Origin of the sequence: Pseudoalteromonas sp. 0802 (genome assembly GCF_013350085.1) — a bacterium.
Taxonomy (GTDB): Bacteria; Pseudomonadota; Gammaproteobacteria; order Enterobacterales; family Alteromonadaceae; genus Pseudoalteromonas.
On the sequence record NZ_JABVXE010000002.1, the window covers coordinates 85,720 to 111,509 of the forward strand.

At 39.4% G+C, this 25,790-nt stretch carries 19 protein-coding genes; 7 read left to right on the plus strand and 12 right to left on the minus strand.

Translation table 11 applies throughout. The features are described 5' to 3' along the window. Positions 1 to 35 precede the first annotated feature (35 nt). Positions 36 to 884 (plus strand): LysR family transcriptional regulator, encoded by an 849-nt coding sequence (locus tag HUS61_RS05195; protein WP_175081408.1) that lies wholly within the window; start codon positions 36 to 38, stop codon positions 882 to 884. 70 nt (positions 885 to 954) lie between these two features. Further along, on the plus strand, positions 955 to 1,965 hold the full coding sequence (locus HUS61_RS05200; RefSeq protein ID WP_175081409.1) for a S9 family peptidase: 1,011 nt from the start codon (positions 955 to 957) through the stop codon (positions 1,963 to 1,965). Between the two features lie 46 nt (positions 1,966 to 2,011). Here HUS61_RS05200 and HUS61_RS05205 read toward each other — a convergent pair whose 3' ends face one another. The 5 genes from HUS61_RS05205 to HUS61_RS05225 all read right to left on the minus strand — a co-directional run bounded on the left by HUS61_RS05205 (position 2,012) and on the right by HUS61_RS05225 (position 7,662). Next, the gene (locus HUS61_RS05205; RefSeq protein WP_175081410.1) at positions 2,012 to 2,893 is read right to left on the minus strand and encodes an alpha/beta hydrolase; all 882 of its coding nucleotides are present in this window, start codon (positions 2,891 to 2,893) and stop codon (positions 2,012 to 2,014) included. A gap of 300 nt (positions 2,894 to 3,193) precedes the next feature. After that, positions 3,194 to 5,524 (minus strand): S9 family peptidase, encoded by a 2,331-nt coding sequence (locus HUS61_RS05210; RefSeq protein ID WP_175081411.1) that lies wholly within the window; start codon positions 5,522 to 5,524, stop codon positions 3,194 to 3,196. Positions 5,525 to 5,618: 94 nt separating this feature from the next. Then, on the minus strand, positions 5,619 to 6,419 hold the full coding sequence (locus tag HUS61_RS05215; protein ID WP_175081412.1) for a class III extradiol ring-cleavage dioxygenase: 801 nt from the start codon (positions 6,417 to 6,419) through the stop codon (positions 5,619 to 5,621). Between the two features lie 112 nt (positions 6,420 to 6,531). Next, entirely contained in the window at positions 6,532 to 7,164 is a 633-nt protein-coding gene (tmpT, locus tag HUS61_RS05220; protein ID WP_175081413.1) for a thiopurine S-methyltransferase, read from the minus strand. Positions 7,165 to 7,173: 9 nt separating this feature from the next. Next, entirely contained in the window at positions 7,174 to 7,662 is a 489-nt protein-coding gene (locus HUS61_RS05225) for a DUF2938 domain-containing protein (RefSeq protein WP_175081414.1), read from the minus strand. A 100-nt stretch (positions 7,663 to 7,762) separates the two neighbouring features. Between HUS61_RS05225 and HUS61_RS05230 the strand changes: the two genes are divergently transcribed. Continuing rightward, a complete protein-coding gene (locus HUS61_RS05230; protein WP_175079933.1) occupies positions 7,763 to 8,644 on the plus strand; it encodes a LysR family transcriptional regulator in 882 nt (293 codons plus the stop codon). Here HUS61_RS05230 and HUS61_RS05235 read toward each other — a convergent pair. Next, a complete protein-coding gene (locus HUS61_RS05235) occupies positions 8,639 to 9,214 on the minus strand; it encodes a DJ-1/PfpI family protein (protein WP_175081415.1) in 576 nt (191 codons plus the stop codon). The genes HUS61_RS05230 and HUS61_RS05235 overlap by 6 nt on opposite strands. A gap of 126 nt (positions 9,215 to 9,340) precedes the next feature. Here HUS61_RS05235 and HUS61_RS05240 point away from each other — a divergent pair, with 126 nt between their 5' ends. Next, positions 9,341 to 10,045 (plus strand): hypothetical protein, encoded by a 705-nt coding sequence (locus tag HUS61_RS05240; protein ID WP_175079935.1) that lies wholly within the window; start codon positions 9,341 to 9,343, stop codon positions 10,043 to 10,045. Between the two features lie 38 nt (positions 10,046 to 10,083). Here the strand turns inward: HUS61_RS05240 and rmuC are convergent, their stop codons facing one another. From rmuC to HUS61_RS05260, 4 genes are all read right to left on the minus strand, one after another. Further along, positions 10,084 to 11,550, minus strand: coding sequence for a DNA recombination protein RmuC (gene rmuC, locus HUS61_RS05245; RefSeq protein WP_175079936.1), 1,467 nt, complete (start codon positions 11,548 to 11,550; stop codon positions 10,084 to 10,086). A 229-nt stretch (positions 11,551 to 11,779) separates the two neighbouring features. Then, positions 11,780 to 14,923 carry a DEAD/DEAH box helicase gene (locus HUS61_RS05250; RefSeq protein WP_175081416.1) on the minus strand — a complete coding sequence of 1,048 codons (3,144 nt, stop codon included), beginning with the start codon at positions 14,921 to 14,923 and terminating at the stop codon, positions 11,780 to 11,782. 416 nt (positions 14,924 to 15,339) lie between these two features. Next, on the minus strand, positions 15,340 to 16,302 hold the full coding sequence (locus HUS61_RS05255) for a hypothetical protein (RefSeq protein WP_058584343.1): 963 nt from the start codon (positions 16,300 to 16,302) through the stop codon (positions 15,340 to 15,342). 14 nt (positions 16,303 to 16,316) lie between these two features. Next, entirely contained in the window at positions 16,317 to 17,555 is a 1,239-nt protein-coding gene (locus tag HUS61_RS05260) for an AAA family ATPase (protein WP_175081417.1), read from the minus strand. Positions 17,556 to 18,324: 769 nt separating this feature from the next. Between HUS61_RS05260 and HUS61_RS05265 the strand changes: the two genes are divergently transcribed. Continuing rightward, positions 18,325 to 19,539 (plus strand): hypothetical protein, encoded by a 1,215-nt coding sequence (locus tag HUS61_RS05265; protein WP_054563104.1) that lies wholly within the window; start codon positions 18,325 to 18,327, stop codon positions 19,537 to 19,539. 58 nt (positions 19,540 to 19,597) lie between these two features. Here the strand turns inward: HUS61_RS05265 and HUS61_RS05270 are convergent, their stop codons facing one another. Beyond that, a complete protein-coding gene (locus tag HUS61_RS05270; protein ID WP_175081418.1) occupies positions 19,598 to 20,473 on the minus strand; it encodes a DNA replication terminus site-binding protein in 876 nt (291 codons plus the stop codon). A 435-nt stretch (positions 20,474 to 20,908) separates the two neighbouring features. Between HUS61_RS05270 and HUS61_RS05275 the strand changes: the two genes are divergently transcribed. Then, complete coding sequence (locus tag HUS61_RS05275) at positions 20,909 to 22,258, plus strand: class II 3-deoxy-7-phosphoheptulonate synthase (protein WP_175081419.1); 1,350 nt, start codon at positions 20,909 to 20,911, stop codon at positions 22,256 to 22,258. A gap of 63 nt (positions 22,259 to 22,321) precedes the next feature. On the opposite strand, the gene HUS61_RS05280 is transcribed toward HUS61_RS05275, so the two are convergent. After that, a complete protein-coding gene (locus tag HUS61_RS05280) occupies positions 22,322 to 23,131 on the minus strand; it encodes a pyruvate, water dikinase regulatory protein (protein ID WP_058584340.1) in 810 nt (269 codons plus the stop codon). A gap of 152 nt (positions 23,132 to 23,283) precedes the next feature. Here HUS61_RS05280 and ppsA point away from each other — a divergent pair, with 152 nt between their 5' ends. After that, positions 23,284 to 25,659, plus strand: coding sequence for a phosphoenolpyruvate synthase (ppsA, locus tag HUS61_RS05285; protein WP_175081420.1), 2,376 nt, complete (start codon positions 23,284 to 23,286; stop codon positions 25,657 to 25,659). Positions 25,660 to 25,790: the final 131 nt, after the last annotated feature.

Consider the following 25,790-nt stretch of genomic DNA (forward strand, 5'->3'; position numbering starts at 1 on the left):
GTTATACTCATCTATAAATTTAGATGGGTTCAACTATGCATATATCATTACAAGCTTTAAAAGCCTTTGAATCAGCTGCGCGATTAGGTAGCTTTAAAGCAGCCGCCGCTGAGCTTGCGATTACGCCTACAGCGGTATCGCACCACATTGCTAACCTAGAAAGCCGCTTGAATACTGATTTATTTCATCGCGAGGTGAGAAAGATTACCTTAACTCCATCAGGCGAGTACCTGAGTCAAAACACAACTAGCGGCTTTAAGCTTATTTTTGCGGCAATTGAACAATTGAGCCAAGCACATAACCAAGTACGCATCACCACAACATCATCTCTAGCAGCCCTAAGATTAATACCCGCTTTAGATGAGCTAAATAGCGAAAAACCACATTTACAGCTCGATATATCAACTAGTGAAACTTTAGATAAGAAACTGCATACCTTGCCTGTTCGTCTAGGAAATAGCGAGGAAGTAAACAAAGCAGATATTATCAAATATGAGCGCTTTGATATGTATGCGGTAAACGCACAACAAAGCGCTCCTTGGCTTGATAAACAGGTTGATTTATACACCAGCCAATGGAAAAATAATGCCCTACCAGCCCCACCACTAACGCAGTGGCTCAAAAAAAATAACCTAAGTGATTCATGTTTTAAGGTAAAAACATTCGATCAAGAGCTGTTTGGTATTAATCAGGTGCTCGCCAATAAAGGTGTGGTATTTTGCTCAAAAACCTTGGTGCAACCTTACCTAGATGCAGGGTTACTAACATCGTTTGATAGCCAAGATGTTGAATCAAAACTGTGTTACTACATTCCCGAAAAGTCTCGCTTCAAAACATCAGCACATAACGCTGTGATTGAATGGCTTGAGCGGTTACTGAATTAATGATGTACAAATAACCATCATTTAAGTTACTGTGTATTCGTAACTTTTAGTCACCAATAAGGATGTTGTTGTGTATAAATTACTACTCTTTACCAGCCTATTTCTCGCTGTTTTTTCTACCAGCGCAGCGAAAATTATCGATGATGAACACGTAACAAAAGAAACAGACTGCTTCACAGGTATCTTTGCTGACTATGATTCGTGGCATCAATTTATTGCGCAAAAGAATAAACGCAAAGCTAAAAACGAAGAAGCATACTTAAAGCGCATTAAAGCCTTTGAAGAAACCTTTCCACAAGATATGTTCGATAACTTTAAAGCTAATTTAACCTGCCATAATTTTAAATATCAGGTCGATAATGTTGAGGTGCTTGGTTATATCATCAAACCTAAAGTCATCAAGAATAAGCTTCCAGTATTAATTTATAACCGCGGCGGTAACGGTAATTTTGGCAGTGTTTATTTTGCTGCAATGATGCGCAATTTATTTCCTTTAGCAGAGCAAGGCTTTGTGGTTATCGGCAGCCAGTACCGCGGTACATCGACTAAAAATGATGACTTAGATGAGTTTGGTGGCAAAGATGTTAACGACGTACTTGCGCTTATTGATTTTATTCCGCACATAGCAAGTGCAGATGAAAACCGTATTGGTATGTTAGGAGCAAGTAGAGGCGGTATGCAAACCCACCTTGCAATGCAACACACAAACAAGATAAAAGCCATTGCAACCATTGCGGGGGCGACTGATTTAGTCAAAGAGCTTACGTTTAGACCTAACATGGAAAAAAACGTGTATGTGCGTCGTATCCCCAACTATAAAGAGAACAAACAAGCAGAGCTTGAAGCACGCTCTGTGATGAACTGGGTTGATAAGCTATCACCTAAAGTGCCAATATTACTTATTCATGGCAGTGACGATAAACGAGTATCGGTCGAAAACTCAATTCAATTTGCCAAAGCGCTAGATAAGCATCATATCCCCCATAAACTTGTGGTGTATGAAGGTGACAATCACTTTTTAATGAACCATAAAGAACAAATTGAATCAGAGCTAGTTAATTGGTTTAACACCTATTTGTAAGTTTGTTTTAAAAGTAAGAAGGGCCAAATAAGGCCCAGTTTTGCCATTACTTAGCCATATCAAAATGATTAAAAGCCCCATCTAGTGCACTGCTGACGGATTGTTTTGCGTTTTGTTCATGATCAGCTCCTTTGTTGGTGTGGTGCTGCCAGGTAAGATCGTTTGGTGCATGCTTTTGAAGAGCATTCACTAAGCCATTAAATGCAACGGTTATGATTGGATTCTCATCACCACCTAATGTGACATAAAAATAGTGGGTGTTGCCTGCTGTATTAGGTAAGCTTTTACTGAACTGTTTTACGACAACATTATCGTCATACCAAGCCGCAGGGCTAAAAGCAAAGTATGCATTAAATAACTCTGGTTTAGTAACCATGGTATATAACACAAAGCTACCTCCCGCCGAAAAACCTGTTAGCGTGCGCTGCCCGCTAATACGGTACTCTCCCTCTAAATAGGGTATTAGCTCTGTTTCAATAAACTTTAAAAACACATCAGCTTTACCAAATATTTCTCGTTGATTTTGATTGATTGGGCGCGCTTCTATCGCCACATCCTTACGGGCGTAAGGTGGCACTAAATCACGATTTCGTGTGTCATGCCAAAAAAGGTTCGGGATGGCCACGAGAATAACCTCATGCTTGTCATCGGTGCTTTCAAGAAAACTTAAAGCGTCATCCCAAGTATCAAGGTTAAAATTTCCGTCAGTTTTAATTATGAGCGGATAAGCTTTGTTAGGGTTGTAGTTTTTGGGCAAGCGAATGAAAACTCGGCGCATTTCTGAAAGCGCATTCGACTTGATATCTATATCAATAAAGCGTGAACTATAGTGCTGTTGGTATTTCATCGCGATATACAAGCCTGTAGCTAACAAAACAAATGTAATAAGCCAAGCTAGATACTGAAATCTAAATTTTAGTAATGCCATTTTATATCCTTAATCAATAACTTAATGACACTACTTCAATTATAAATATTAGTTAATAAGACAATTGTAACAGGGTATTAGTTAGCCTCTTTCACCGACTTAACTGTGATACAAGATATTCATTACACACTTCGCTCGATAATCCAATAGCTCGCAGCCGCCATTACCAGCACTGATCATGTAATTCGAACTTTTGATAGCTTTCATCGAATCGCTTTATTTGTGTAACGGGGGTTTACAGTTTGCATAAAAAAACCGCAGCTTAATGTCTAAGCTGCGGTATTTTTTAATAAAGCATATTTACTTGTTAAGTAAATGCTTTTCGAAGAAGTTAGCCATCATAGTGTGATAGTGTAGGGTAGTGCCTTCACCTTCACGGAGGCTGTGAGAACGGTTCGGGTAAGAGAAAAACTCGAACTGTTTATTGTGCTTAACTAATTCGTTAATTAAACGCTCTGAGCCTTGGTAGTGTACGTTATCATCTCCGGTACCATGGATCAGTAGCAACTTACCTTGCAGGTCTTTTGCAAAGGTGATCGGAGACGTGTTGTCGTAACTTTCAGGATCGGTATTTGGGTTACCTGCATAACGCTCTTGGTAGATAGTATCGTACAAGCGAATATCAGGCACTGGGGCTGAGGCAATACCCACTTTATATTTATCACCATGGCGGAATAACAAATTAAGCGTTGAACTACCACCACCTGAGTGACCCCATACACCAACACGGTCGGTATCAATGACATCCCAACGTTTTGCCATTGCATCAAGGGCGTCAACTTGGTCACGCACAGTAATAGAGCCTATTTTTTTATAGATAGATTTACGCCAATCTCTGCCCTTTGGTGCGCGCGTACCGCGGTTATCAACAGAGGCAACAATAAAGCCTTGCTGAGTTAGATACGACTTGTATAAGTAACTGTTACCTTCCCAACGATCTTGTACTGTTGAGCCCCATGGCTCACCATAAACATAGAAAACGATTGGGTATTTTTTACTTTTATCCATATTCGCTGGGAACATGATGTAGCCATCAAGCTCAACACCATCGCGCGCATTAACCGTAAAGAACTCGTGAGTCGGTAATTGTTCAGTCGCTAATTTCTCTTTTAGTGCTTTGTTCTCAACTAAGGTTTTCACATTGCTGTGATCGCTTACTTTGATGATCTCTTTCATTGGTGGAGTGCCAAATTTAGAGAATGTATGCATCGCCCAAGAGGTATCTTTAGACATGTAATAGCTGTTTGAACCATCAAATGACGCTGGCGTTACGCGCACCGGTTTAGAGCTGCCATCAAGCGAGGTACGGAATAAGTAACGTTGGCCAGGCTCGTCCGGTGATGCAGTAAAGTACATAACGTTTTTATCTTCGTTGAGCGCTAGCATATCAATGATGTCGTACTCGCCCGGTGTTAAATCAACAACCGTTTTGCCATCGCGAGATACACGGTACAAATGGCGCCAACCATCACGCTCACTGTGCCAAATAAAGAACTTACCGTCTTTTGACCAGTTTGCTTTATAAAACCATTCAATAAAGGCATCGTCTTTATCTTCAAGAATTTTAGTCAGCTGTTGTTTTTGCCAGTCGAATAACCAAACCTTATTGTGGCTTTGCGGACGGTTAAGATCTTGGATCATCAAAGATTCACCTGTGCCTGCCCAGCTAATACGTGGAATATACCGATCGCGATTATCGCCACCTAGTTCAGCCCAGCGAGTTTTCTTGTCGCTAAGACTTACCACCCCCACTTTAACCGCAGAGTTCATCTCGCCGGCTTTTGGATACGGGAATTCTTTAAGGGTAGGGTAGAGATCATCGGTGTTATTGATCATGGTGAAGTATTTCACGCCACTGGTATCAAGCTGCCAATAGGCAATTGATTTATTATCTGGACTCCAGCGGAAACCATCACGAATGGTAAATTCTTCTTCGTATACCCAGTCAAAATTACCATTAACAATGGTGTCGTTACCGTCAGTGGTTAAAGCAGTCACAGCCTTGCTGCCGACTTTTTCCATGTAGATGTTGTTATCACGCACGTAAGCTACTTTTGAGCTATCTGGTGAGAACTTAGCAAACATCAGCTTTTTCGCTTCGATGTTTTCGCCACCTAACTGATACAGCGAATCAGTTTCGAGGTTTAATAGCCAAAAATCACCACGGCTACGTGAGCGCCACACTTGCTCGCCATTGGTAAAAACCATCAGCCATTTACCATCTTTAGACCATTGATAGCTTTCAACAGTGAGTGGCTCTTTCTCACCTTTTGGAATTAATTTTTCGTAGCTAACCAGTACCTTACGACCCGTCCCATCAGCGTTATAAAACACAATATCATTGCCTTTTACGCCGTGCTCGTCGTCTTTAGCTTTATCGTCTTGGCTGTTTTTATCGCTTTCGCGCTCTTCAAGTACCGTATAACCAGTACCATCATCGAGCCACGTAAAATAGGTGCTACGCTCAGCTTTAAAGTCTTTTTCTTTATAAATTTGTTCAAGCGAGAGCGAATTAGCCGTTGCGTTCACTGTTGCTGATGGCGTGCTCGCTTGCTCTGTACTTGAGCATGCTTGCAAACCTAAACCCGCAACCACAGTAAACGCAAGGGTTGATGTTTTTATCAAGTTCATTTTGTTGTTCCTAGGTTTTAACTTACCTAGCGTACCAAATTAGACGAATAAAATCTGAGCTTTTATCGTGCTATCAGGGGGGTTGAACTTAAACTCAATCGTCCCACAAGAACATACTGGCTTGCTTATTGGCAATACGTAGTTCGTAGATATCACTACAAGGGCGCATCGCCGCACCATAGCAAACATGTAACGGCAATAAGTGCTCTTCTCGAGGATGACTAAAACGCGCCGCAGGGGCCATTTGCCATTCTAATAGCTTAGCTTGTCGCTGTTTTTCACTCAGCTCAGTATTACCACACACATCGACTAACCATTGCTCAAAAGCGATATTTTGCGCTTTAATTTCAGCGGTTTCAGGGGTGAAAAATGCGCGCATATTATGAAAAGTAAAGCCAGAACCAATGATCAATAAATTATCGTAATCAAGCTGCTGTAAAGCCTCACCTATCGCTAGGTGTAAGCTTGGCTCAAGGCTTGGATGTAACGACAATTGCACACAAGGTATATCTGCTTCTGGATACATAATCTTCAAAGGCACATACATACCGTGATCAAAGCCACGAGATGGGTTTAATGTGCTATCAATATTAGCCTTTGCCAATGCCTGATGTACTTTTTCGGCAAGGGCTGGTTCACCTGGGCTTGGGTACTCAATACTGTAAGCAGGCTCAGGAAAACCATAGTAATCATAAATTAGCTCAGGAGCAGCGCTCGAAGTGATGCTAATTGGGTTCGCTTCCCAGTGCGCACTCACCATCAAAATAGCTGACGGCTTTTGAATTTTTGCAGCAATAGACTGCAAACAAGTGACCATATCGGCATGACTTGGATCGCCAAGTAAAGGCATAGGACCGCCGCCATGAGAAACAAAGAAAACGCGTGGCTTTTGCATAAATGTGCTCCTTAAATACACTTTTCACTATAGTGCACGCACAGAGATACAAAAACTAGCCAGAAAAACGCACAACTAGAGTGTGAATTTACACACCACTAGTTTGTAAGTACTAACTTAGAAGCCAAGCTACGTTCATGGCGGGCACTTGCCCTTTTAAGCCACCTTCGAGAGGCTCTTTGCACAGTAATGTTAGTTGATAAAAAGCATCGTAGTGCTGATGTAGCTCATCGGCTACCACACTAAACGGCGGACCCGAAAACTCATTTTGCTGATACTCAAAGACCACCACTAATTGTTTTGCTCTATTGGTTAACTCTAGTAAATGTTGGGTATATCGAATTCGTACTGGCTTTGGTAGCGCAACTAAAGCGGCACGGTCATAAACTGCGTTGATAGTGCCAAGATCAGCTGCAGTAAGTGCAAAAATATCACCCACCCAAACGGTTAGATTTGCGCCTTGGTAACATAATAGTTCGCCGTGTTGGCTAATTTCGGGTTCTAGCTTTAACTCATCAAATAACTGCTTAATGGCAATCTCACTCAGTTCAGCCCCGACAACACGCATACCTTGCCCAAGTAAATAATGAATGTCGTGAGTTTTTCCGCACAGTGGTACAAAAACAGTATCGCCTTGCTGCAAATTCAAGTTAGTAAAATACTGATCTAGATAACGGTTAACGTCTCCTTCATGAAAACCAATTTCGTTATTTTCCCAACGTTGATGCCAATGCTTTGCGTCCATTACATACTCCTAAATAAATTGAATGAATTGAGCTGATAAATATATTCCGACACCAAAAAGTAGGTGAGTTACAGCACTTTTTAAGCGGGCTTGAAGTGGGTTTGCTGTTTTCGTAGCCATTATCCCCATCCCTAAAGCGGGCTGCATAACAAAAAATGGCATAGATACGCTAGCTAATCCAAATATAGATGCAGCGATTAAGGTGGGCTGTTCAAGCCAAGCAATACCGACCAATAATATAAAAAGAAACGAAAATAAAACACCAATAAAGTAGTGTAAACACCAGCCAAACACGCACTCAAACTGCTTAACTGGACTAGTTGCTATATTCAGGTGCTTAAACTTTCCATCTAATAAACCCAAGCCCCAACGGCCAACTAAACAAAAGTTTAATGACGGTATCTTAAACACTTTAGCCAGCATAAAAGCATAAAGATCAATGAACAAAGTCGCCGCTATGCCTACAAAAGTTATCACATAAATATCATTAACACTCATAATTAGATGCTCTTAAATGATTTAATAAAAGACATGATATCTAATTGCAAAAATGCTAAAAATAGCAAGATAAGCAAACTATGATTGCATAAATGAGAACATGATTGACGATATTGCTCTATTCATACAGATTGCTAAACAAGGCGGCCTAAGTAATGCGGCTGAGAGCTTGTCGTTGCCTACCGCAACTGTATCGAGACGCTTGCAACGACTTGAGCAACGCCTAGGCGAGCAGCTTTTAAATCGCTCAGCAAGGCAATGCACGTTAACACAAGCAGGAGAGGTATATTTTCAAAGTTATGTTGAATTAATTGAGCAGTTTGAACAAACTCACCGCCAGCTTAATGATCAAAAAGCACAATTATCAGGAAAGCTTAAAGTTTTAGCACCTCTGAATATTAGTCATGGTTTCTTAAAGCCGATGTGGCTCGCATTTACTAAACAGTACCCTGATATTCAACTTGAGTTATTGCTTAATAATCAACTTGAAGATCTCAGAAAAAGCCAAGCTGATATAGCAATAAGAGTCGGGCCGCAGGCTGATTCTATGCTCCATCAAAAAAAGTTAGGCAGTGCTGATACATTATTTGTAAGCACTAAAGCATACCTTAATTCGGCACCTGCCATAGAAGAGCCTGCAGATTTAAAACAGCATAGGTTAATTGGTACCACGTTGAGAAATAAATGGCAGCTAACTAATACACAAACAAATGCAACTCATACTCACATGTGCCGCTTTGCTAGTACTTTTAACGATACTGGATTTGTAAAATACTTAGTTTGTGATGAGCAAGGTATCGCTTTGTTACCTCGGTTTGAGGTTATCGATGAATTAAAATCTCAGCAGCTAGTTCAGGTACTGCCACACTGGCGAGGAGAAAACCGCGACATTTATGCCATCTGGCCAAGCGCACGTTTACTGAGTAAAAAGGCTGCCTGCTTAAAACAGTTTATAACTGACTACATGGCTGAGAAATTATAACGTCTGCCATTTATATTCCATCTGTTTGGCGGTCAGTAGGGCGTGTTCGTAACTAATAAATTCAGCGAGTAACGCTAGGCTCATATCAATGCCTGCAGAAATTCCCCCAGAGCTGGTAAACTTACCGTCGGTGACCCAACGAGTATCTGAAATCACATTGAGCTTAGAAAACGTAGCAGCCAGCTCAGGTTGATCTTGCCAATGAGTCGTGACATTTTTACCGTTCAAAAGCCCTGTTTTGGCAAGCAAAAACGCCCCCGTACAAACACTCGCAACACGCTTGGTGTTAGTAGCTGTGTGTTTTAACCAAGTAATAACCTCTGCTTTTTCTAGCTCTCGTGTATGGTCGCCACCAACCACAACAAGGAGATCAAGCGAAGGGCAGTCAGCAAAGCTGTAATGGGGGTTTACACTATAACCACCGCGGGCAAGTACAGGACTATCACTTTCGGCAATTAAACTCACTTGCCAATCATTATTCGCTAGGCGCTTAGCAGTACTAAACACCTCAAACGGACCTGAGAAATCGAGTACTTCGGCATCATCATAGATGTAAATTCCAATATTCATACAATTGTTCCTATTATGTGGATTTATTTCTCAAGTAAAAAAACGTACTATGCCATTTTTGCAGTTCGTTAATGACATATTATTAAATTGCGCACTGTATACAAACAAAACTTCAAGGCATTGTTAATGCGTTTTTTATTTTTATTGAGCGTGCTGCTGGTTGGTTGTAAAACAACACAGCAAAGCGTTGCTGAAATTAGTGAAGTATCGCCGGGCACTATTTATTTTCAGGGCGAAACATCAAAGCAAAATGTTGAAAAGTTCGAACAGTTATTAGTAAGTAGCGATCAACAAATCAACACCTTGGTTATTAATAGCCAAGGTGGTGATGTGATGGCGGGTTTACATTTAGGTGGCTTAGTTCATGAATATCAACTCGATGTTGTGGTACACGAGCTTTGTGCATCGTCTTGTGCCAACTATGTACTTACCGCAAGCCCACATGTCCTCGTTGAAGAGCAAGCCGTTATCGGCTGGCATGGGGGCTCATTACAGCCATTATACGTGCCCATGGAGCAACCGCCTGAGGTCGCTAGCTATATAGCAAAATGGCAAGCCGCAGAGCGACAATTCTTCGATATCATTAATGTTGAACAGGCGGTTACTATCATAGGTATGATGCCTGGTATTACAGAGAAACGTGATTCTGCTATTTATAGTTACGACGCCCAAACCCTGAAGCGTTTAGGGTTACATATTGAGTTTGCTGGTGCGCAAACAGGGAAGTCAGCAAGTGGCGAAAAAATCGCGCAGGTATTCGAACTTGAAGAGTCTGTACTTAACCACTTTTTAATGCTCAACGATATCGTTTCAGCCGAACTTATTAACTAATAAAAAGCCAACATGACGTTGGCTTTTTTGTATCGCATTTAATCTAACTCTAATTGGGCTTTTTCAACAGTTTCCGCGGGTAACTCTTTTTGAACAGAAACCCCCAACTCTTTGAACTCAGAGGCCTGCTTAATCAAGTTTCCTTTACCGCGGTACAGCTGAGAAAACGCTTTATCATAGCTTTCTTTGGCGCGGTCTAACTGCTTACCAACCCCTTCCATACTGGTTAGGAAACCATTGAGCTTGTTGTAAAAACGCTCAGCACGGGCGGCAAGCTCTTTTGAGTGTTTAGTTTGCTCTTCAAAACGCCACAATTGTTTTACGATGTTCAAGCTAGTCAATAAGGTCGTTGGAGTTGCAACTAAGATATTTTTTTCGATTGCTTGCTGATAAATATCACCCTGGTACTTAAGCGCTTCAACAAATGCAGACTCTATGGGTACAAACATGATCACCACTTCGGGGGAGTTAATACCTGGTAGTCTGTCGTAGGCTTTGCTTGCTAACTCGTTTATACGTGATTGCACCGCCGTGACATGCTCTTTAAGCGCTTGCTGCGCTTCAAGCTCTGTATCGGCATTTACATAGCGTGTATACGCGTTTAAAGAGGTTTTCGCATCGATAACTAAATGACGTTGCTGAGGTAAATACACCACAACATCTGGGCGTAGACGGCCATCTTCTGTGTTAAACGATACTTCTCGCTGATAATCTACTCCAGCACGCAGCCCTGCGCTGTCTAGTACATTTTCAAGCATTAACTCCCCCCAATTACCTTGGGTTTTCTTTTGCCCTTGTAATGCGGTGCTCAGCCTATCAGCTTGTTCGGTGATAGCTTGGCTTTTAGCCTGTAAATGCAATAACTCAGTTTTTAGTGCTGCACGCTGCTTTAGATCTTCAACGTGGATCAATTCCATCTTATCGCGAAAGCCTTTTAGCTCACCCTGAACCGGTTTTAAAAGTTGCTCAATACTCTCTTGGTTTAAGGTTTTAAAACGTTGCGATTTTTCTTCAAGGATTTGATTAGCGAGGTTTTCAAACTCTTTTTTGAGTTGCTCTTTGCTTTCTTTGATATGACTAAGCTGCTCTTTAAAATGCAGTTCTTTTTGTTCTATAGTGCTTCTTAATGTACTTAAATCAACATCGCGCTGATTAAGTGCAGCTTTAGTATCAGCAAGCTCAGCTTCAACTTGACGCCAAAACTGGTTGTATTGTTGTGCTTGCTTTTCTTGTTCAACAAAGCGGGTTTTAAAGTGTTGAGACTCATCACGTTGTTCAGCGTAATCTTGCTGTAACTGCGAAAGCGTAAGTTGGCTTTGTTCAAGTTGCAGCTGCTTTTGTTCTAAATGATTTTGCTGGATTTGCTGACTATTTTGCAGTTCGGTTAATTCATTTTTTAAGCGACTTTTTTGTAAGGCAAAAATAACACCACTTGCAACAGCACCTACAGCAGCACCAAGCACACCACTTTGCCAATTAATCTGTGCAATCAGCTCTGTAATCATAACGAAAACTCAATAACTTAAAGACACATCATCATAACGAATTAGTGCTCAGCAGAGTAGGGGGTTTAGGCATAAAAAAAGCCAGCTCAAAGTGAGCTGGCTCTAACATTACTAAAATTTAGTAACCAAATGGGAAATCAACATAATGCTTATGTAAACTGCAATTTAACAACAAGCATAATAATAGACGCCCCAAAATTTGATTAGTTCAAAAAAACTTTAAAAAAATTTAATTTTTTATCAGAGCAAGCATTTGCTCTTCATCAAATTGAGTGAAACTCATTGATTTTTCGGTAAATAATGCATCAACAAGGGCTTGCTTATGCTGCTGCATTTTAAATACTTTTTGTTCAATTGAGTTGGCCATAATTAATTTATAAACAAAAACAGGGTTAGTTTGGCCAATACGGTAGGCACGATCTGTCGCTTGTTTCTCAACAGCAGGGTTCCACCAAGGATCAAAATGAATCACAGTATCAGCTTGAGTTAGGTTTAGCCCTGTACCACCGGCTTTAAGGCTAATTAAGAATACGGATGTATCACCTTGAGTAAACTCTTCGATAACACGGTCGCGGTGTCTTGTTTGCCCGGTAAGCATACTAAAACTGATGCCTAATTCATTTAATCGCTCTGCTATGACATCAAGTGCCATGGTGAATTGACTGAATATAATCACCTTACGACCTTCGCTAAGCATGATAGGCAAATGCTTAGATAACCATTCAAGTTTAGCGCTGCCAGCCTGTGAACTAGGGTCGATCAATTTTGGATGACAGCAGATTTGTCTGAGCTTTAATAATGCATCTAAAAAGGCTAGCTTACTTTTTTGCACACCTTGCTGTGCAAATAGGTCAACTAATTTCTGCTCTAAAGATTCAGTTATACCGGTGTAAATTTCCTTTTGTTTGCTCTCAAATTCAAACTCTTTAACTAGCTCTGTCTTCTCTGGGAGCTCTTGTGTTACCTGTGCTTTAGTGCGACGCAAGATAAATGGCATAATCAACGACTTAAGTTCATCAGCTCGGGCAACGTCGTTATCACGCTCAATAGGCGTTTGAAAATAGCTCTTAAAATGTGCTTGCGAACCAAGTAAAGAAGGCATTGCAAAGTCGAGCAAAGATTTAAGCTCAAATAAGTTATTTTCGATAGGCGTGCCGCTTAAGCAGAGCTTAAAGTCTGCATTAAGGCGCTTAACCAAGCGTGAAACCTGCGCAGCGTCGTTTTTAATATATTGCGCTTCATCAAGAATGATGTTTTCAAAATATAGTGGCGAATAAAAGGCAATGTCACGCTTCAACAGTGGGTAAGTTGTTAAAATACAATCTGCTTGCGACAACTGTTGTAATTGGTCGCTGCGCGCAGCACCGAAGACGGTGGTAATTTTTAAGTTACTCGCAAATTTATTAATTTCACTTTGCCAGTTACCAACCAAGCTGGTTGGGCAAACAATTAACGTGGGGCCTGCTTGTGGTGATTGCTTGGCATTAGCTAAAAAGGCAATAACTTGTAGGGTTTTACCTAGCCCCATGTCATCAGCCAAAATACCACCAAGCTGGTGACGTTTTAAAAAGTTAAGCCAATCAACACCGTGTTGTTGATACTCACGCAATTGCACACCCTGGTTTAAGCCTTGAATATCGGACTTTTTAATAAGCTGTTGTGAGCTATTTAATTCAGATAGATAAGCATCTAGAGCATCGTCAACAATATTAACCTTAATTGCTTTTTGCTCGATGAGCTTAGGCAAAAACGACAAAGGCATTAAGATTTCGTCACGGGTTTTAATATGCTCAAAACGTTCACGATAATCATTAAGCTGCATCATCGCGGCCTTTTCAACCACAGCAAAGCGTTTTCCTACAGTAAAGTAATAAAAGCGCTCACTTTGTCGATTAAGCGATTGATAAGTATTGTTATCAGTGACAAACAACTGTTGAGTTTTAACACCAGAGATCACGATTTTACTAACTATCTGATGACCTTTACCACGCTCAACTTGCAGTGAAAGTTGTTTAAGGACTTTGCCGACTGCTAACTCATCATTAATTTTCCAACCGCGTTTTAATAAGTTTGGAATTATTTCAAACTTTAACCAATGCTCATGAATAACTGATTGTTTATTAAAGATAAACTCAGTTTGTAAAGCCCCTTTACATAATTCAAAGCCAAGGTTAGTTAACTCATTTACAACGGTGTTTTCTAATGACTGGTTTAATATATCAGCTGGCGCCTGGCTTAAATCATACAAAGAGTTTTGATAATTAAACTGCAATCCTAAGCGGATTGTGCCCTCGTCATTATTAATACTGATGACAGGGAATACAGTTCGAGCTAGGCTTTTTTTGCTTTCCTTAAATGCATGAGGGATCACACCTTCACCAAAATTATCATTGAGCTGTTGATAAACGCGGTCAAAGTTCTCTGTGTGAATAGCAGGCATATTGGCAAGTAACGCTATTTCATCAGCCGTTAACGGAGTACGAATTCGGCCTACTTTTAGCTTTTCAGGGTCAAGGTAAGTAGGGGGGGTTGTTTTTAACAATAACCAATTATCTTGGCCAGCAAGCGTCATGCTCAATGACGTTAAATCTTTGTTTTGTTTCCAATCAAACTCTAACGCTTGCATACTGTCAGCTTTAATTGCTTGGCGCGAACGGCCTAAAAACAAACGCTGGGTGGCAATTAATTGCTGTAGTGCTGCAAAGCCCCATTGACCTTTAAGCTCTAGTTTACCAAGGGCATTTTGAGAACGGATCCAGCTATATAACCGAAAATCCGATTCTAATAAATCAGTAGGGGTTACAAAACTATTTAATTGCTGCTCGGTAAGGTTACGACCAAGAGTATAGTTATGCTCAGCGTCATAATTAGCTATTTTAGGAGTAAGGGTTACAACAGATTTCTCTACATCAAGAACAAATAATAAAACCTGTTTGGCATTGTCATTAGCAACTTGCTTAAGGGTTTTTAGCTCACTAAACCAATCGTTAATAATGTAGTCTTCACCGTAGTCACCTGAATGTTCAATTTTGAGTTTTAGGAGCACAGCTGCAATATGACGGCATTTAGTTTTAGAGCCACAAGTACAATGCGAATCGACCGAAAAACCACTTGGTAATTTACTGATCTCAATATGCTGAGTAAAGGTATTTCCTTCGTTACCAAACATAGATGCATCAATAACGCTAAAATCACTGTTATGTTCTAACCAGTTGATTTGGCCGTTCTGGTGATACTCTTTTGCTTTACTTAACACATGCGGCTTAAATAGCTGTTTGATGAAGCGCTCAGACAGAGGAAACTGAGTTTCTTGCTCTTGTTTGATTTCTTCAAAGATAGCTAATAAGTCATTTTTGGATAAGTTAGCAGACATAACGCTTTTGGCAGTAAAAACAAAAAATAATTCTGCCAGTATATGATCTATCGGCCCAGAGCTAAAGCACTATTGAGCAATATTGGACTGGTTGGAGCTGATAACTTAGTAAAAACCTGCTTTAAAATAAAATCAAAGCTGAAAACTGACATGCTGAGCATTTAACAAACAACAATCGCACAAGATATAAACAGGTTAATAACAAGGCAGGGGCTTTACAGATCAATTTTTTACTAAGCAATCTAATTATGAAACGAAAAGCCCTGTAAAGGGGTTATTAGTTGGTAAAAAACTGATCTGAGAGTGTAATAAGTACCAATTTCACTGGTAATTGATCACTATTTTACTAACAAAAGGAAGGGGGGAGATCACGCTTTTACTAACAGTAAAAGCGTGAGAGATCATTCTTTTACTAACTAATTAAAGCTATTTAATAGCTTAGTTAGCTGCTCTAAGCGTTTGTCTGTCATCACTTTATTATCGATTTTCACAGATAAATCACCGCTTTTGATGTTACGTTGTACGCTGACAAACTCACTATCAATAAGGGCTTCGCGACGGCTTGGCGCTGCAGGCTCAGCAGTTAATAGCTTGGTAATTGCAAGAGCACGTTTATCATCACTGCTAATTTGCGCTATTTCGCTATCACTACTTACGTCATTGACAAGCTTGGTAAACAGCTGCTCATCACGCTCTTTGGCACTAATAAGCTTTTTAGCGACTTCACGGCCAACATGATTCGCTGTTGGGTAAAGACTTAAAACCTCAGAAGGTAGGTTCTCATACGCTTTGATAGCATCAGCAATAGCAGTGTGTGATACACCCTCAATTGCCGCAATTTCACGATAAGAACCTTTTTTACCCTCAGCAATAAGCTCATCACGGGTCTGTTGATATGCTTGACCTAGCTCCCATAGACTTGGGGCAATGTATTGATCAGATGATACAGCAAGAATTTTAGCATCTTGATCTGTGAAATCTTCAGAGCTTAAAACTAAGTAATCAGAGTTACTTAAGATACATGCTTTACGACGACGAGAGCCTGCTAATACAAGCATTTCGTCACCTTTATCCCAACATAGGGCAGGGTGCTGATTACGGCCGTCTTCGGCAATTGCAGGAAGGATATCGGCAACTGACTTTTCATTTAGTAATGATTGTACACGACGGTTTTTACCATAGACCTTTGTTTTAGCTTCAATTTCTGAGCTTGGAATAACCTTACACACCAAAGTAATTTGACGTGTAGGATCGCTTGGAGCAGGCATACTGATAACATCACCAGCTGAAGCTTGCTCTAGCAAAGCATCTAAACTGCTACTTTCGATAGACGTTGAAAAAGGGTCTAAGCTGGTATCGTTTTTACGTTTTTTAGCCATTTTTATTAATTACCTTACTTAGCTGTATTTAGAGACGATTGAGTTGACTGCCAATTAGAACGGATCAGCATTTCAAGTTCATCTACAACATCTTTGATATTTTCTTGCGCACGAAGTAGTGACTCACGACTAGCTAAGCTATCTGACGTTTTTTGATCAAAAATGGTATTAAAAGAAGATGAGCTGGCGGTAATTGCCGAGCTATGATTGATTGGGTAACTCATTACTTGACGACCAAATGCACTACGAACATCTTTAACGATGTCGCGCTGTGAATGGTTCCCTTTAACATAGTTAGTTACTAAGAACTGCATGAAGTCCCAACCTTGGTGGCCAAGCGCAGCAACTGTATGGTAAATCTCGCCTAATCGCTTTAAGTATTTATTGTTTGCATCAAAGTCTACAGCTTCAGGATGAACAGGGATAAGCATCGATGTAGAAGCCATTAATGCATTATAAAACATAAAGTTAAGTGATGGAGCTGTATCAATTAGAATAATATCAAATTGATCTTTTACCGGTTCAATAACTTTTTCGAGCAATTTATGATAGTGACGAGTTTTATCATAACTAGAGCTATCTTTTAATAAAGTTGCTGTTTCATGCTCGAAGTAAAAATCATCCATACCAGAAGGCAAAATACGAATATTAGGTATATGGGTAGGTAAGAAAGAGTTTGATACTAATTCATCCCAGGTTTCATTTTCATCGAGTTCAATACAGTCACGCATTAAGTCACCCACAGTAATTGGGTCTGGCTCACTTGGTGGGAAAAAGCTTGATGAAGAACCTTGTGGATCAAGGTCAATAATACCAATTCTGTAACGTTTAATATTGGTAGTAGCAAGTGCAGCGGCAATATTTACCATGCTGGTAGTTTTACCACAACCACCTTTTAACGAGTTAATAACGATAACTTGTAATTTATCATCAACTGTACGGTGATCAGGCTTAATATCCATGATATCAGCCATAGCAAAAATATTTACCAAGGTATAAGCGTAGTGGCCATTTGCACCACGTTTGATATCAAGTGCATCAAAGTCACCATTATCATGACGTCGTTTTAAGGTACGATTATTACAACCTAATAAGTCAGCGGCTGCTTTTTGCGTATAAGTACGAAGTTCTTTTTCTTCAGACTTTAAATGGGCACGATAATGTTGAATACGTCCTTCTAGCGATTTTTCAGCAACTTCTGCTGTCGCTTTTAGTAACCTATAAGTGGCTAGCGCATTATTATTGATAGACATACTTTCTTCCTCAAAGTTATGCTTTAAGTATAATGTCCATTCAAATTGCTGTAAACAAGTATTTAAGGCGACATACCTTTTATTTATAAGACATTTAATAAAAATTTGTAACTTTACTGATACTAAGTATAAATAAGTAAGTTTAATATCGGTTAAGTATATAGGTATATAAGGTTAAGATGCTAAAATAGTGAAGTATATGACTGATTTCATTAAATATTTAGTAAAAAGCCAGATCGTGTTTTTACTTGGTAAAGATCAGATCTTTAATGACTCGCAGATCAGCCAATTACTAAGCAAAAAATGAGCTTTCAACTTATACACAGCTTAACCACTGCTTTACTCACAAAAATAGTGGTGTAGATCAACTTTTTACTAACTAAATTATAAAGTTATGCACCGAGAGCATGACTAAAATGCACAATAAGTTGGTATGGATCTGATCTATAGTTGGTACAGATCAGATCTATGCTAACTTAAGAGCTGTTTATCCACATGGAGTTTTAAAAAAGCGATTTATGTCGTGTTAAATCGCTTTAAAAAGGTGATTAACAGGACATAATCTGAACTGAGTTAGTAAAATCGCGACCTATCAACTATAACTTAGTAAAAATCTGATCTGAAAATCAGCAATTACGAAACAGTTAGTATAAAACTGATCCGAAGAAATTAATTATGATCGGATCAAGTTTATACTAACTTAAACATTTAACTTTTGAAGTTTTATGTGTTGTTATTAACTGTCGAAGAAAAATTGGAAATAAGAACAATGAGCCGAAAGGTCAACATCTCGGTAGATAACTTACCCGATACATTACGCGGGCAGATCCACGGGGTGGAAAGTGCAATAGATAATGAAAGTCTTGCACTATTTACAGACAACAAAGATGTGCGTGTTTCAATTGAAAATGCTGCACATGGTTTGAGAGCTTACTCAAATACATTTAATCATTATGATCTATGGGGACGATTTGTCCGTTCTGGTCATAAGAAGCTTCCGGTTGAAGAAGCACCAAAGAAAACCATCGTTACACGAAAAATCTCTGAAAAAGTAGACGGCATTCTATATGATGGTGAAATCAAAATTACACCTGCGGTAGTAAGCACAAGAAAAGATGGTGAAGATGTTGAATATCTTGTTTGGCCATCTGATCGTGAAGAAAAGGTCGAACGTGCTTTAATTCGATTAGCCTCTAAAGGTAAAATTGTAAAAATCAATTTTAAGTCTGGTATTCAATACGCAGTTGTTTTTTCAATGAATGAATTAGCGCAAGAGCTGAAAGCTGTTGGTCAGTCGATGCCTTATCCGCAAATCAAAGAATCATTAGAAGCATTACAAGGTTCTAAACTTTCTTTTAAATATTCAGCAACAGATACGCGTAACTCGGATATTGATGACTCATTTTACGAATCGAACATGAACTTTTTATCGTCACTTCATTTTAGTGGTAAGAAAGGTCAGGGTGGTAACGTAAAATGTGTAGCTTGTTTGAATGCCTTCGTTCATAACATGATCGATAACCTTGAATACAAAGGTTACTACTTTAATAGTGCTCAAGAATTAAAACGTGGTTTATCTCGTTGGATGATGCTGCGTTTATATCATTTATGGCGTTATGCAGCACCGGGTAAGACCTACCATTTCCGACTATTATCGATTATGGAAAAATATGGCTCTATTTATTCAACAGACGAAATTACCGAGAATAAATTAAAAGCTTTGCGTCGTGATATGACAACGACAATGAAAGACTTAATTGAGAAAGGTGCAATCTCTGAATATAACATTACCAATGTTAAAGATGACAAAACGGGAAATATTATTGATTACACATATGAGATGCATCCATCTGATCAATTTTGTGATGAGATTCTTACGCTGAATAAGCATAACAAACGAATCGAAATTCAAGGTGGTAAGCGCATTGTTGAAAATGCTGTTTTAATCGATGAAGATAAAATTGAAGAAATAGTAGAAGACTAAATTTTTAAATACTGCTAACTATAAAGAAAAGGCCACATATGTGGCCTTTTTAACATAATCAATCTGTTACTTGTTCTAAGTAAAGTCTATCAACTAAGAAATCATATTCTCTTTTTCGAGGATGACTTTCTGGTTTTTGGTAATCAGATAATGTACCAAGTTTTACATCTGGTTCTGGGTTTATCAAAATAAAAGGTAAAGCAGCACTGACATGATATCGGTTTTGAGCTGTATACCTTACATTAACTTGTGGACTAACTCTTGTTGGTCTACGAATTCGTAATTTTTCTTTATCACCTAAACTTGCAACACGACTTTGCTCTTGTGCAACTAGTGCTTGCCAAGAGTGTTGGTCTATCATTCTTGGATTAGAATAACTAGCCGATTTATCGAGCATTGCTAAGGCCATTTTTTTAGTTAGCGTTTTAGTTGCGTGTTTGTGCATCCAAGTAAAACGAACAGAGTAGGGCGATTCAGTTTCGAAGTGGATCTTACGATATGCAGCAAGTGTAATGAGATTAGGCACAGCATTATGAACCGCTTCAAATCGCGCATCATTATTATCGATAGCTATTACACTATTTTTAAAATCAGCTTTGGCTTTGTTTAACTGATTTATCCTTGCAATGAAATGTTGCTTATCGACATCTTTTAAAACTAATAAACCTGGATGTCTTTTTAAGACTCGACTACTTAATCCTGTCTTTTTATAAAAATCACCAAAGGAATTTAGAATTAACTTATGAGCATCATCGCCTTCAATTTTTTGTACACTAATTGAAGAAGGGACTTTCTTTTCGTCGTTTATATCGATATCTGGCAATTGATAATATAATGCCTTGTGAAAACCCACTTCCTTTAATTCTTCACAAAACAAATGAGTTAACTCACTTACTAAATCAAACTGACTGCGTATTTCTAACTTGGAACTCATAGGAACACATCTTACTTAAAGTTAATTCAATTCTAATCTTATCCCCTGATTATTTAAAGAAAAATTTCCACCATTGCTGACCTAATATATAAAGTTAATTAAGTATGATGTGTTCTCTCTATTGTTTGCTAGTACAACTTTTGAATTTGATCAATGTAGGACCTAAAAAGTATATTTTAAGCATGTAAAGCTAAGGTTACAGTAAGGCTTTGATTAAGTAAGATGTGTTCTTGTACTGTGTAGGAACAAATAAGGTGGTCAAAGAAGTGTAACTAACTGGTTTTAAACAATAAAATATTGGAACCTTAATTGTTATTTTCGAAACTATTTATCAAATAACGAAATAATCGTAAATAGCTGAATATTGTCCTTGAACTTAGTACGTGCAATAAGTTAGTTTTCGTTAATGGTCTATGTTAGGAATGAGGAAAGAACATGCAATCGTGGAACCCAGATAGCTGGAGAAAACTGCCGATACTTCAGCAGCCAGAGTACCCAGATCAAGAAGCCCTTAAATCTGTTGAAGGGCAATTAAAAAGCGCACCACCTTTGGTATTTGCCGAAGAGACGCGTAGTTTATACAAACAACTAGAAGCTGTATGCGAAGGTAGAGCCTTCTTATTACAGGGTGGTGATTGTGCAGAGTCATTTAGTGACTTTAATGCCGCAAATATCCGCGATACATTTAAAACCCTTTTACAAATGGCCGTTGTTCTAACTTATGGTGGTAAATGCCCTGTAGTTAAAATTGCGCGTATGGCAGGCCAGTACGCTAAGCCTCGCTCATCAGATTATGAGACAATTGACGGTGTATCTCTGCCATCGTACCGTGGTGATATCATCAATAACTTTGAATTCACAGAGCAAGCACGTGTACCCGATCCGCAGCGTTTAATGACGGCATATCATCACAGTGCTGCAACGCTGAATTTATTACGCGCATTCGCGCAAGGTGGTTTAGCCGATTTACATCAAGTAAACCGTTGGAACATGGGTTTTGTTGCTGCAAATCCACTTAAAGAGAAATACCAACAGCTAGCAGACAGAATTCAAGATGCGCTTGAATTTATGGAAGTGTGTGGTATCGACTCAACCGTTGCACCGAGCTTAAAAGAAACAGACTTATTTACATCACACGAAGCCTTGTTATTAGGATATGAAGAAGCACTAACACGCCGTGACCACTTATCAGGTGATTGGTACGATTGTTCTGCACACTTTGTTTGGATTGGTGAACGTACACGTCAACTTGATCATGCACACATCGAATTTTTTAAAGGTATTAAAAACCCAATTGGTGTGAAGGTTGGCCCAGGCATGGACCCAGATGAGCTAATCAAACTTATTGATACAGTTAACCCAGATAACATTCCAGGTCGCTTAACGTTAATTACACGAATGGGCGCTGATGTTCTTCCAGAGAAACTACCGGCACTAGTACGTAAAGTACAACAAGAAGGCCGTAAAGTTATTTGGAGCTCAGATCCAATGCATGGTAATACAGAGAAAGCGAGCTCAGGTTATAAAACACGTAGTTTTAATAATATTCTTCGTGAAATTAGCCAGTTCTTCGCAGTACACAAAGCTGAAGGTTCATACCCTGGTGGTGTTCACCTTGAAATGACTGGCCAGCACGTGACTGAATGTACTGGTGGTGCGTATGGATTATCTGATGAAGATTTAGCACAACGCTACCGCACACAGTGCGACCCACGTTTAAATGCGGATCAAGTTTTAGAACTAGGTTTCTTAGTTGCTGATTTATTAAAAGACGCACGTAAGTAACAATAAGTTATTCAAAAAAAGGCTGCACATTGCAGCCTTTTTTAATGTCCGATACTAAATAAGTTAGTACTTACGTCTTTCAAGTCCAGTATCAGATATAATCTTTGCAGAAATTTCTTCTACTGAATGATGAGTTGAATTTAAAAATTGAATCTTCTGCTTTTTATAAAGCATTTCTACTTCACGTACTTCGATACGACATTGTTTTAAAGATGCATATTTTGAATTTGCCATACGTCGCTGGCGAATATCGGCAAGGCGAACAGGGTCAATCGTTAAACCAAAAAGTTTATGTTTGTAAGCTTTTAAACACTCAGGCAGGGTGCCTCTTTCTAGATCATCTTCTGTTAGCGGGTAATTGGCTGCTTTAATGCCATACTGTAATGCCAAGTATAAACTAGTAGGTGTTTTACCGCTTCGGCTAACACCCACTAAAATAATGTCGGCTTCAGAGTAGTTTTTAATGTTAGCGCCATCATCATTGGTCAACGCATAGTTAACAGCATCAATACGAAAATCATAACTTTTCTCGTGCATTGAATGCGTTCTATGAACCTTCGGTACTGGCGCAACTTTTAACTCTTGAGAAATTTTATCACTGTATTGTGATAAAAAGTCATAACACACCGCACAAGACGATTTTATAATTTCACTCAGCTCGTGGTTTACAAAAGTGAAGAACACGAGTGGCTGTTCACCATCACGTTGCGCTGTTGAATTAATTAAGTTCTTAACTTCAATTGCTTTTTTTTCTGTTTCAACAAAAGGAATTGTTTTGTGATTAAACTCAACAGGAAACATAGATAAGGTCGCATGACCAAACACTTCAGAGGTGATTGCTGTTCCATCAGAAATATAAAATGCAGTTCTCATATTTAACCTTTTTATTACCTTTATCTGCAAAATAGGGGCTTCACGGTTTACGTGAGGTCTGTTGCCAGTGTAGAATGACTACGACCTTTTTAGAAGGTTTTCTTTCTTAACTCTCACAGTTAGTACTACAATTTGTTTATGGAGAAAGATCCGTGCAAGAATACGTTCTCTGGTATCAAGAGCTTGGTATGCAAGATGTTCCTCGTGTTGGCGGTAAAAACGCTTCACTAGGTGAAATGATCTCAAACCTAGCTAACGCTGGTGTTCAAGTGCCAGGTGGTTTCGCTACAACCGCTGATGCATTCAATGAGTTTCTAGAGCAATCTGGTTTAAACTCAAAAATCCACGATATTTTAGACACATTGGATGTGGATGATGTAAATACACTCGCTAAAGTCGGTGCCGAAATCCGCCAATGGATTATCGATACACCATTCCAACCAAACCTAGACCAAGCCATCCGCGACGCATATAGCCAACTACACGGCGACGCATCACAAGATGTTTCATTTGCAGTTCGCTCATCTGCTACAGCAGAAGACATGCCAGACGCTTCATTCGCAGGACAACAAGAAACGTTTTTAAACGTACGTGGTATTGATGCAGTAATGACTGCTATCAAACACGTGTTTGCCTCACTATTTAATGATCGCGCTATTTCTTACCGTGTTCACCAAGGTTATGACCACCGTGGTGTTGCATTATCAGCTGGCATCCAACGCATGGTTCGTTCAGATAAAGCAGCTTCAGGTGTTATGTTCAGTATTGATACTGAATCTGGCTTTGAAGATGTTGTATTTGTCACTTCAAGCTATGGTCTTGGTGAAATGGTTGTACAGGGTGCTGTAAACCCAGATGAATTTTATGTTCATAAACCAACGCTTGCTAACGGTAAACCTTCAGTAGTTCGCCGTAATATTGGTTCAAAAGCAATCCAAATGATTTACTCTGCGGATGAATCACATGGTAAGCAAGTAGAAATTGTTGACGTAGATTCGTCACTTTCAAACAAATTCTCAATCACAGATGCTGAAGTTCAAGAACTTGCAAAGCAAGCTGTGATCATCGAAAAGCACTACGGTCGTCCAATGGACATCGAGTGGGCAAAAGACGGCAACGACGGTAAACTTTACATCGTTCAAGCACGTCCAGAAACAGTTCGTTCAAACGAAGACGCTAACGTTATGGAGCGTTTCCAATTAAATGGTACAAGCACTGTTGTTGCTGAAGGCCGTGCAATTGGTCACAAGATTGGTTCAGGTACAGTACGCGTACTAGATTCAATTGATGAAATGGACAAAGTACAACAAGGTGACATTCTAGTTACTGACATGACTGACCCAGACTGGGAGCCAATCATGAAACGTGCCGCTGCGATTGTTACAAACCGTGGCGGTCGTACTTGTCACGCGGCAATCATTGCACGTGAATTAGGTATTCCTGCAGTTGTTGGTTGTGGTAATGCAACTGATTTAATTCAAGCAGGTCAAGATGTAACTGTTTCTTGTGCCGAAGGTGACACAGGTTATATCTACGAAGGTATTTTAGATTACGAAGTACTTACTTCACGTGTTGATGAAATGCCAGAGTTACCAATGAAAGTTATGATGAACGTAGGTAACCCTGATCGTGCATTTGACTTTGCACGCTTACCTCATGCCGGTGTTGGCCTTGCTCGTGTTGAATTTGTAATCAACCGTATGATTGGTGTTCACCCTAAAGCACTTCTTAACTTTGATGCTCAATCTGACGAGCTAAAAGCTGAAATCTCAGAAATGATGGCAGGTTATGAATCACCTGTAGAATTCTATATTTCTAAGCTTGTTGAAGGTATTGCAACACTAGGTTGTGCGTTTGCACCTGAGCGTGTCATTGTTCGTATGTCTGACTTTAAGTCAAACGAATATGCAAACCTTGTTGGCGGCCAACAATATGAGCCGGAAGAAGAAAACCCAATGATTGGTTTCCGTGGTGCAGCACGTTATATCTCTGAAGATTTCCGTGACTGTTTCGCGTTAGAGTGTGAAGCGATTAAACGTGTTCGTAACCAAATGGGTATGACTAATATTGAAATCATGATCCCATTTGTTCGTACGCTTGAAGAAGGTAAGCGCGTTATTGAATTACTAGAAGAGCATGGCCTTAAACGTGGCGAAAATGGTCTGAAAGTAATCATGATGTGTGAATTACCATCAAACGCGTTACTTGCAGATGAGTTCTTAGAATATTTTGATGGTTTCTCTATCGGTTCAAACGACTTAACTCAGTTAACATTAGGTCTTGACCGTGACTCAGGTTTAATTGCGCATCTATTTGATGAGCGTAACCCTGCAATCAAGAAACTATTATCAATGGCTATTCAAACTGCTAAAGCAAAAGGCAAATACGTAGGTATTTGTGGTCAAGGTCCTTCAGATCATGAAGACTTTGCAGCTTGGTTAGTTGAGCAGGGCATTGATTCTGTTTCTCTGAACCCAGATACAGTATTAGAAACTTGGTTATATCTTGCTAAGAAATTAGCCGACTAAGTGACTTTATTTAACTAAAATAAAGATTCTAATATAAAAAATGCCAGCACTTAGCTGGCATTTTTGTTACTTCGAAGGGCGTGTTGACCTTTTATGATTGATTTTGCAGCAGTGTGTTTGGTATTAAGGCA

Bases quoted from the DNA above. Each gene is read 5' to 3' on its own strand.
- HUS61_RS05250 (WP_175081416.1), bottom strand. From the start codon at position 14,923: ATGTCTGCTAACTTATCCAAAAATGACTTATTAGCTATCTTTGAAGAA.
- HUS61_RS05280 (WP_058584340.1), bottom strand. From the start codon at position 23,131: ATGAGAACTGCATTTTATATTTCTGATGGAACAGCAATCACCTCTGAA.
- HUS61_RS05195 (WP_175081408.1), top strand. From the start codon at position 36: ATGCATATATCATTACAAGCTTTAAAAGCCTTTGAATCAGCTGCGCGA.
- HUS61_RS05215 (WP_175081412.1), bottom strand. From the start codon at position 6,419: ATGCAAAAGCCACGCGTTTTCTTTGTTTCTCATGGCGGCGGTCCTATG.
- HUS61_RS05260 (WP_175081417.1), bottom strand. From the start codon at position 17,555: ATGTCTATCAATAATAATGCGCTAGCCACTTATAGGTTACTAAAAGCG.
- HUS61_RS05275 (WP_175081419.1), top strand. From the start codon at position 20,909: ATGCAATCGTGGAACCCAGATAGCTGGAGAAAACTGCCGATACTTCAG.
- HUS61_RS05255 (WP_058584343.1), bottom strand. From the start codon at position 16,302: ATGGCTAAAAAACGTAAAAACGATACCAGCTTAGACCCTTTTTCAACG.
- rmuC (WP_175079936.1), bottom strand. From the start codon at position 11,550: ATGATTACAGAGCTGATTGCACAGATTAATTGGCAAAGTGGTGTGCTT.
- tmpT (WP_175081413.1), bottom strand. From the start codon at position 7,164: ATGGACGCAAAGCATTGGCATCAACGTTGGGAAAATAACGAAATTGGT.
- HUS61_RS05270 (WP_175081418.1), bottom strand. From the start codon at position 20,473: ATGAGTTCCAAGTTAGAAATACGCAGTCAGTTTGATTTAGTAAGTGAG.
- HUS61_RS05235 (WP_175081415.1), bottom strand. From the start codon at position 9,214: ATGAATATTGGAATTTACATCTATGATGATGCCGAAGTACTCGATTTC.
- HUS61_RS05265 (WP_054563104.1), top strand. From the start codon at position 18,325: ATGAGCCGAAAGGTCAACATCTCGGTAGATAACTTACCCGATACATTA.
- HUS61_RS05230 (WP_175079933.1), top strand. From the start codon at position 7,763: ATGATTGACGATATTGCTCTATTCATACAGATTGCTAAACAAGGCGGC.
- HUS61_RS05225 (WP_175081414.1), bottom strand. From the start codon at position 7,662: ATGAGTGTTAATGATATTTATGTGATAACTTTTGTAGGCATAGCGGCG.
- HUS61_RS05205 (WP_175081410.1), bottom strand. From the start codon at position 2,893: ATGGCATTACTAAAATTTAGATTTCAGTATCTAGCTTGGCTTATTACA.
- HUS61_RS05210 (WP_175081411.1), bottom strand. From the start codon at position 5,524: ATGAACTTGATAAAAACATCAACCCTTGCGTTTACTGTGGTTGCGGGT.
- HUS61_RS05240 (WP_175079935.1), top strand. From the start codon at position 9,341: ATGCGTTTTTTATTTTTATTGAGCGTGCTGCTGGTTGGTTGTAAAACA.